Below are 7,836 nucleotides of genomic sequence, written 5' to 3'. Positions count from 1 at the left end.
GGAGGCATGGCACGAGGGGCATCTGGTGGGCGGGCTGTATGGCGTGGGGCTTGGGCGGGCGTTCTTTGGCGAGTCGATGTTTCACGTTATGCCCGAAGCTTCGCGCGCGGCTCTGGCGGGCCTTGTGGCCCTGCTGCGCCAGCGAGGCGTCATTTTGCTGGATTGCCAGCAGGAAACCCCGCACATCATGAAGATGGGCGGGGTTCTGTTGCCGCGTGAGCTTTTTGTGCAAAAACTGGATCAGGCGCTTGCGCCGGAACGCCTTGCCGGAATTTCAGGCGTTGGCGAACCTGTTTCGCCCGCCCGTACCAGCGGGGGATGTGTTGATGCCGGTCAGGCTGCTGCCTGCGATCTCGGTCAGGGCGCTGCCTGTGACGCCATCTGGCAGCCCTGGCGGGAGCGCTATGACTATTCCTTGTCCAGCGGTTCGTGGGCGCTCAGATCATAGTATCCGTGAGCCGCGAAGGGCAGGTTGTAGTCGCGCACGGCGTCAAAGCGAATAAAGCCGGCGGTCTTGCTTTCGGGAATGTCCGCCAGCGGGGCAACACCCAGAGGAACAGGGATGTCCATCGGGCAGACAGTAATTTTTTCAATGTGTTCGGCGTAGCGTTCTTCAAGATACGCCAGCAGGGCGCGGCTTTCTTCTGTGGTAAACGCTTCAAGAACACAGCGCAGGGCGGCTTCTTCCGTAGCGCCTTGAAGCACTTCCGCCGGAATGGACGGGTCGGCGGGGGCTACCAGGCCGAGACCGCGTATGGCTTCCAGTTCGTCGTCTCCGGCGCCGGGCCTGAAAATCTGCACGTCAACGTGGCGGCGGCCCTTGAAGGTCTTGAGAGTTGCGGCCACAATGTAGATTCTGTCCAGCGGCAGGTCGAACTGCGTGGGTACAAGGATTGTTTCCATAGCACTTCCCGTTGTTAGTGTATTATTTCACACCTTCTTACCCCAAAACAGAGCATGATGGAAGACAAGTTAATCACCCCGTTCAGCCTGGAGACTTCCTATACGCCCACGGGCGATCAACCCGGAGCCATCGATGAGCTGACGGCCAATCTTCAGGCCGGCGTGCCTGCCCAGGTGCTCCTGGGCGTTACCGGCTCTGGCAAAACCTTCAGTATGGCCAATGTCATTGCCCGTTGCAACCGTCCGGCCCTGGTGCTCGCGCCCAACAAAACCCTGGCGGCCCAGTTGTACGGCGAGTTCCGCGAGCTTTTTCCTCACAATGCCGTTGAGTATTTTGTCAGCTATTACGACTATTACCAGCCGGAAGCCTATGTTCCCGCATCAGATACCTACATTGAAAAAGACTCTTCCATCAATGACAATATAGACAAGTTGCGCCATGCCGCCACGCATGCCCTGCTGACCAGGCGCGATGTGATCATTGTGGCCTCTGTTTCATGCATCTACGGCCTCGGTTCGCCGGAATATTACGCCAAGATGGTCGTTCCCGTTGAAGTGGGCCAGCATTTTTCCATGGACAGGCTTATCACCCGTCTGGTGGAAGTGCATTACGAGCGTAATGACTATGACTTTCATCGAGGCACGTTCCGCGTACGCGGCGATGCCCTTGAAATTATCCCGGCCTATCATCATGAGCGCGCCCTGCGGCTGGAATTTTTTGGCGACGACATTGATTCCATGCGCGAAATAGACCCTCTTACGGGTGAAGTTCTGGCCGACGTGAGCAAAACCGTCATCTACCCGGCCAGCCACTTCGTATCCGCGCAGGACAATCTCAAGCGCGCCGCCAGCGATATCCGTGATGAACTGGCCGAGCGCCTGACCCTTTTCAGGCAGCAGGGCAAGCTGGTGGAGGCCCAGCGCCTTGAGCAGCGCACGCAGCTCGATCTTGAAATGATTGAAGAGCTTGGCTACTGCAATGGCATTGAAAACTACACCCGCCACCTGGACGGGCGTGTGGCAGGCGAGCCGCCTTCCTGCCTGCTCAACTATTTTCCCAAGGATTTTCTTCTTTTCGTTGACGAGTCGCACATCACCATTCCCCAGGTGGGGGGCATGTACAAGGGCGACCGTTCGCGCAAGCAGACGCTGGTTGACTACGGCTTTCGCCTGCCTTCCGCTCTGGATAACCGCCCCCTGCAATTCAACGAGTTTACGGCGCTGCTCAATCAGGTGGTGTACGTGTCGGCCACGCCCGGCAAATACGAAATGGATCAGGCCCAGGGCATCGTGGCCGAGCAGATCATCCGTCCCACAGGCCTTGTGGACCCTCTGGTGGAAGTGCGCCCCACCAAGGGGCAGATGGAAGACCTGCTTGGCGAATGCCGGGGCTGCGTCAGCCGGGGCGAAAGGGTGCTTGTGACCACCCTGACCAAACGCATGGCCGAAGACCTTACGGAGTATTGCTGCAATATGGGAGTGCGGGCGCGCTACCTGCACTCGGATATTGATACCCTTGAGCGCATGCAGATTATCCGCGCCTTGCGCCTGGGCGAATTTGACGTGCTGGTGGGCATTAACCTGCTGCGCGAGGGGCTGGATATTCCCGAAGTCTCCCTGGTCTGTATCCTGGATGCGGACAAGGAAGGGTTTTTGCGTTCCACCGGCTCGCTTATCCAGACTTTTGGCCGTGCGGCCCGTAACGCCCAGGGACGGGTCATTCTGTATGCCGACAGGGTAACGGACTCAATGAAGGCCGCCATGAGCGAAACAGCCCGTCGCCGCGCCCGGCAGACAGCGTATAACGAAGAGCACGGCATAACGCCTGTGAGCACGAGAAAAAGCCTTGAATCTCCGCTGGATAGTTTGTATGTGGAAGATGGCGCCTCACGCGGGCGCGGCAAGGGGCGGGGCAAGAGCAAAGGGCAGGCTGCGGACGCAAGCCCGCTTACGGCCGAAGATACGGCCCTGCTGGCGGCAAAGCTTGAAAAGGAAATGCGCCAGGCCGCCCGCGATCTGGAGTTTGAACAGGCGGCGCAACTGCGCGACCGCATCCGTGTTTTGCGGGCGCGGCTTATTGCGTTGCCGGACTGAGAGCGGGGCGCGGGCAGCGGGTCCATCTGGGCGCGTGATTCCCTCCAAACGGGCGTTTTTCAAGCTTTCGCGGATAGATATTTTCAAAAAGGTCTTTCATGGCACAGAATAAAGAATATCAGGGCGGGCCATTGCAGCACAGCCTTTTTTCCTCCGGTCCCACCGGCGAAGAGCGTCGGCGCGCCCAGTGGCTTACGGCCGAGCTTGAGCGCCACAACCGGCTTTACCACACGCTGGACAGGCCCGAAATCAGCGATGAGCAGTTTGACGCCCTGTTCCGTGAGCTGCAGGATCTGGAAACCCGCTGGCCGGAACTGCGTTCGCCCCATTCGCCGACATTGCGTGTGGGGGGCGGGCTGCTGGACGGTCTCGCAAAAAAGGCCCACAGCCTTCAGATGTATGGTCTGGATAACGTATTTTCAGCCGAGCAGTGGCAGGAGTTTGCGGAACGCATGGTTCGCGCCTGGGGCGTTGATGTAAACGGTCCCCTGCCGGGAAGCTTCTGGTGTGACCCCAAACTGGATGGTCTGGCTTTGGAGATCATCTACGTCAATGGTGTGCTGCAGGAAGCTCTCACCCGTGGTGACGGCGAGGTGGGCGAAGTTGTTACCGAGGCCGTGCGCACCATACGCACCGTACCCCTGCGGCTTGCAGGACCGGGACCTTTTCCTGCCAGGCTTGAGGTGCGGGGCGAAGTCGTCATGTACAAGAAAGATTTTGCCGCACTTAATGAAAAACAGGAAGCCCTTGGCCTGAAAACCTTTGCCAATCCCAGAAACGCCGCGGCAGGAACCCTGCGCCAGCTCGATACTTCCATTATCGGTTCGCGGCCCTTGCGTTTTTTGGCCTACAGCCTGGGTCAGGCGCTTTGGTCGCCCGCGCCCGCCTGCCTCCTGCAGTCCGAGGTTATGGAGCGGCTTGGGGAATACGGCTTTCTCACCCCGCCGGACGGCAGGCTGTGCCGCAGCGTGGGGGAAGTGGAAGAGTACGCCCAGTGGGTCAGGGAGCACCGTACCGCTTTTCCTATGGAAATCGACGGGGCTGTTGCCAAGCTCGACAACCTTGAAGCCCAGCAGGCGCTTGGCTTCACCGCGCGCGCACCGCGTTTTGCCGTGGCCTTCAAGTTTCCGGCGGAACTGGCGCAGACCCTGCTGAAAGACATTGAGATACAGGTGGGCCGTACAGGCGTGCTCACTCCTGTGGCGATGCTTGAGCCTGTATCTGTGGGCGGTGTTATGGTTTCGCGTGCCACCCTGCACAATGAAGATGAAATACGCAACCGCGATGTGCGGGTGGGCGATACGGTCATGGTGCGCCGCGCGGGCGATGTTATTCCCGAGGTGGTGGGGCCGGTGCTGGAAAAGCGCCCGGAAAACGCTCAGGAATACGTTTTTCCCCATACCTGCCCGGCATGCGGCCAGCCTGTGTACCGGGAAGAGGGCGAAGCGGCCTGGCGGTGCGAAAATATGGCTTGTTCCGCCATCCGGCTGCGGGCCATCACGCATTTTGTGTCCAAGGCCGGGCTGGATATTGCAGGCGTGGGGCAGAAATGGATAGAACAACTGGTCAGCAGCGGCCGGGTGCGGTCTCCTGCGGATCTTTTTACCCTTACGGTGCAGGAACTCCTGGGCTTTGAGCGCATGGGAGAGGTGCTGGCCCATAAGTTTGTGGACGCGCTTGCCCGTGCAGTGCATTCCGCCACCCTGCCGCGCCTCATCAGCGCCCTGGGCATAAGGCATGTGGGCGAACAGACCGCCCGCACCCTGGCATTGCATTTTGAGACTCTGGATGCGTTGGAAAGCGCCACTGCGGAAACACTGCTGAGCCTGCCTGATGTGGGACCTGAAGTGGCGTCGTCCATTCATAATTTTTTCAACAGCCCCGCCAACAGGGAGCAGCTTGAGCGCTTCAGGGCGCTGGGTCTGTGGCCGCGCGGCGGCGGTTCTGCTGACGGCCCTGACGAGGGCGGCCTGATATCCGGCCCGCTGGCCGGAAAGAATATTCTTTTTACCGGAACCCTGAGCATACCGCGCGGTGAGGCCGAAAAGCTGGCCGAAGCCGCCGGGGCCACGCCGCTTGGCGGAGTAAGCAAAAAACTTGATTACCTTGTGGCGGGTGAAAAGGCGGGCGGCAAGCTTGAAAAAGCGCAGGCGCTGGGCGTGCCGGTGCTTACCGAAGAGGAATTTATGACCATGTTGCGCGAAGCCGGAGCGGCTTCGGAATAATTTGAATACAAAGCGAGCAAAGCATGAGTACAGCCATCATCGTGGTAGGGGCCAACGGGCGCATGGGCAAAACCATCAGCCATCTGGCGGCGACGGAGCCGGCCTTTAGCCTGGCAGGACTGGTGGACAGCAGGGAGCATGTGGAAAATCTGGCAGGAGCGTCCTGTCCGGTGGGCGACAGCCTTGCGGCGGTGCTGCCCAAAGCGCCGGGCGCGGTGGCTATTGATTTTACGGCCCCGGCCGTGAGCCTGCAATCGGCCCGTGCCGTGGCCGAAAGCGGTCATGCCCTGGTTATCGGCACGACGGGCTTTACGGATGCGGAAAAGGACGAACTGCGCGAACTGGCGAAAAAAACTCCCATTTTCTGGTCGTCCAACATGAGTATAGGCGTCAATGTGCTATGCAAGATTTTGCCGGAACTGACCCGCGCCCTGGGCGATGCCTACGATATCGAGATGGTTGAACTGCACCATAACCGCAAGAAAGACAGCCCCAGCGGCACGGCTCTGACCCTTGGCGAATGCCTGGCAGAGGCTCGCGGCTGGCAGCTTAACGATGTGCGTTGTTCTGCCCGCGACGGTATTATCGGCGAAAGGCCCAAAGCCCAGATCGGCATACAGGCCATACGCGGCGGCGATGTGGTGGGCGTGCATACGGTGTACTTTATGGGTCCCGGCGAGCGCATCGAGGTGACGCATCAGGCCCATTCGCGCGATACCTTTGCCCAGGGCGCGCTGCGGGCGGCGGCCTGGCTGGCGGGACAGAAGCCGGGCAAGCTGTACGGCATGCGCGATATGTTCTAGAACTAATTGCCCTTACTCACGCTGGCACGCCACTGAAACCCATTGCGCACAAATGCATAAGACCCTTTTCAGCCCGCTGTTCGTGCGGCGCATGAAAAGGGTCTTTTTCTTCGATCTGGCGCCTGCTCACGCAGCCGTCTCAACAGTTCAAGGGAAAAAAATGCGCTACAGCGGCGGCAGCATGCCCTTGAGCATGCCCTGACCCGTGGATTCAAGCACGGCCCGCCACAGGTCGGAGTAAATGTTGAGCTTGCGACGTTTGCGTGTGACCAGTTCCAGAGGCAGGTGCACGTACCGGTCCTGAATCTTGCCCACCACCATATGGGTGCGGCCCGCCATGGCGGCATGCACCGCATACTGGCCCAGAAAGCCGCAATAGACCTTGTCGTTGGCGCTGGCGGGAATGGAACGGATAATATAGCTCGGGTCGATATATTTTATGGAATGAGCCAGGCCGCGCACGTCCAGATAGGCGTTGATGGATGTGCGCAGGAGTTCGGATATGTCGCCCAGCACGGGATTGCCGGAAGCATCGGTACCGTTCTGCTCTGTCAGCAGATGCTGCCCGGCCCCCTCGGCGGCAACGATGACGGCATGCCCACGCGCTTTCAGGCGTTCTTCCAGCGCGGGCAAAAGCCCCCCCTCGCCCTCAAGGCAGAACGGGGCTTCGGGAATAAGCACAAAGTTTACTTCCTTGAGAGCCAGCGCTGCCCGTGCGGCAATAAAGCCGGACTCGCGCCCCATAAGCTTCACCAGCCCGATGCCGTTGGGAACGCCGCACGCTTCGGTGTGGGCGCATTCAATGGCTTCCGTCGCCTTGTAGACGGCGGTTTCAAAGCCGAAAGACTGGGGAATGAAGTTGATGTCGTTATCAATGGTTTTGGGAATGCCGATAACGGCAAGCTTCAGGTTGCGGGCCTGTATTTCGGTGCTGATGGCCTGCGCGGCCTTCATGGTGCCGTCGCCGCCGATCACGAAGAGAATATTGACATTGCTGCGTTCAAGCGTGTCCACAATTTCTTCGGCGGCCTGCGGCCCGCGTGAGGAGCCGAGCATGGTTCCGCCAAAGCGGTGTATGTCTGCCACGCCTTTGGGCGTCAGTTCCTGAAGGGTATGCCCGTATTTGGGGATAAAGCCTTCAAGGCCGTAAGGAATCCCCAGTATGGACGGCACGTTGTATGCGTGAAATGCCTCCATCACAATGGCACGTATGACGTCGTTGATGCCGGGGCAGAGGCCGCCGCAGGTCACGATGGCGCACTTGGCCCGCGTGGAATCGAAATAAAGCTTTTTACGCGGCCCGGCAGCCTCAAGGCATACGCCGAAGGCTTTGCCCGCTTCGTCTGTCAGTTCTTCATCCACAAAAATCTGTATGGTCCTGTGGTCGGCCCAGGTGCGATAGGGCAAATGGGAGTCGAGCTTGCAGGGGCCAAGGGTGCGTATATCCGTTTGCAACGTGCATTCTTTATTCATACCGGCCTCGCGCGTGTTATTTGCTCAGTCCAAGTTCGTCGGCGCTGGCGCGCATGGCCTCGATGGACAGGGCCAGAAATTCGTCCAGGTCAAGCCCGGCCTCTGTACACTGCCGTATGTTGTCACGGCTGACACTGGCCGCAAACGCTTTGTCTTTCATTTTTTTCTTGATGCTTTTGACTTCCATGCCCTCCATGCCCGTGGGGCGCATAAGGGCAGCCGCGCTGATAAGGCCGGTGACGCTTTCACCGCAGCGCAGGGCGTAGTCAAAGCGGGTGGCGGGTTGTGCGCCATTCATTTCACCGGCATGGGCGCGTATGGCTGCAAGAGCCGGCTCG

5 protein-coding genes and 2 pseudogenes are annotated in these 7,836 nt (G+C 59.5%); 4 read left to right on the top strand and 3 right to left on the bottom strand.

The features are described 5' to 3' along the window. Positions 1–448, top strand: a pseudogene (locus tag V6C07_RS02535) (leucyl/phenylalanyl-tRNA--protein transferase); the annotation flags it as partial. Here the strand turns inward: V6C07_RS02535 and V6C07_RS02530 are convergent. Then, positions 409–903, bottom strand: a complete 495-nt coding sequence (locus tag V6C07_RS02530) for a hypothetical protein (protein ID WP_333534813.1) — start codon at positions 901–903, stop codon at positions 409–411. The pseudogene V6C07_RS02535 and the gene V6C07_RS02530 overlap by 40 nt on opposite strands. A 57-nt stretch (positions 904–960) precedes the next feature. Here V6C07_RS02530 and uvrB point away from each other — a divergent pair, with 57 nt between their 5' ends. The 3 genes from uvrB to dapB all read left to right on the top strand — a co-directional run bounded on the left by uvrB (position 961) and on the right by dapB (position 6,025). Next, complete coding sequence (gene uvrB, locus V6C07_RS02525) at positions 961–2,997, top strand: excinuclease ABC subunit UvrB (RefSeq protein WP_333534812.1); 2,037 nt, start codon at positions 961–963, stop codon at positions 2,995–2,997. 98 nt (positions 2,998–3,095) lie between these two features. Further along, a complete protein-coding gene (gene ligA, locus V6C07_RS02520; protein WP_333534811.1) occupies positions 3,096–5,222 on the top strand; it encodes an NAD-dependent DNA ligase LigA in 2,127 nt (708 codons plus the stop codon). 23 nt (positions 5,223–5,245) lie between these two features. Then, complete coding sequence (dapB, locus tag V6C07_RS02515) at positions 5,246–6,025, top strand: 4-hydroxy-tetrahydrodipicolinate reductase (protein WP_333534810.1); 780 nt, start codon at positions 5,246–5,248, stop codon at positions 6,023–6,025. A 165-nt stretch (positions 6,026–6,190) separates the two neighbouring features. Here the strand turns inward: dapB and V6C07_RS02510 are convergent, their stop codons facing one another. Next, the gene (locus V6C07_RS02510) at positions 6,191–7,498 is read right to left on the bottom strand and encodes an ATP-dependent 6-phosphofructokinase (protein ID WP_333534809.1); all 1,308 of its coding nucleotides are present in this window, start codon (positions 7,496–7,498) and stop codon (positions 6,191–6,193) included. A gap of 16 nt (positions 7,499–7,514) precedes the next feature. Beyond that, positions 7,515–7,836: pseudogene (locus V6C07_RS02505) on the bottom strand (HD family phosphohydrolase); the annotation flags it as partial.

It is taken from the genome of Desulfovibrio sp. 1214_IL3152, assembly GCF_036763055.1.
Classification (GTDB): Bacteria; Desulfobacterota; Desulfovibrionia; order Desulfovibrionales; family Desulfovibrionaceae; genus Desulfovibrio.
This window is presented reverse-complemented; position numbering and strand designations above follow the sequence as displayed.

Bases quoted from the DNA above. Each gene is read 5' to 3' on its own strand.
- V6C07_RS02530 (WP_333534813.1), bottom strand. From the start codon at position 903: ATGGAAACAATCCTTGTACCCACGCAGTTCGACCTGCCGCTGGACAGA.
- ligA (WP_333534811.1), top strand. From the start codon at position 3,096: ATGGCACAGAATAAAGAATATCAGGGCGGGCCATTGCAGCACAGCCTT.
- V6C07_RS02510 (WP_333534809.1), bottom strand. From the start codon at position 7,498: ATGAATAAAGAATGCACGTTGCAAACGGATATACGCACCCTTGGCCCC.
- dapB (WP_333534810.1), top strand. From the start codon at position 5,246: ATGAGTACAGCCATCATCGTGGTAGGGGCCAACGGGCGCATGGGCAAA.
- uvrB (WP_333534812.1), top strand. From the start codon at position 961: ATGGAAGACAAGTTAATCACCCCGTTCAGCCTGGAGACTTCCTATACG.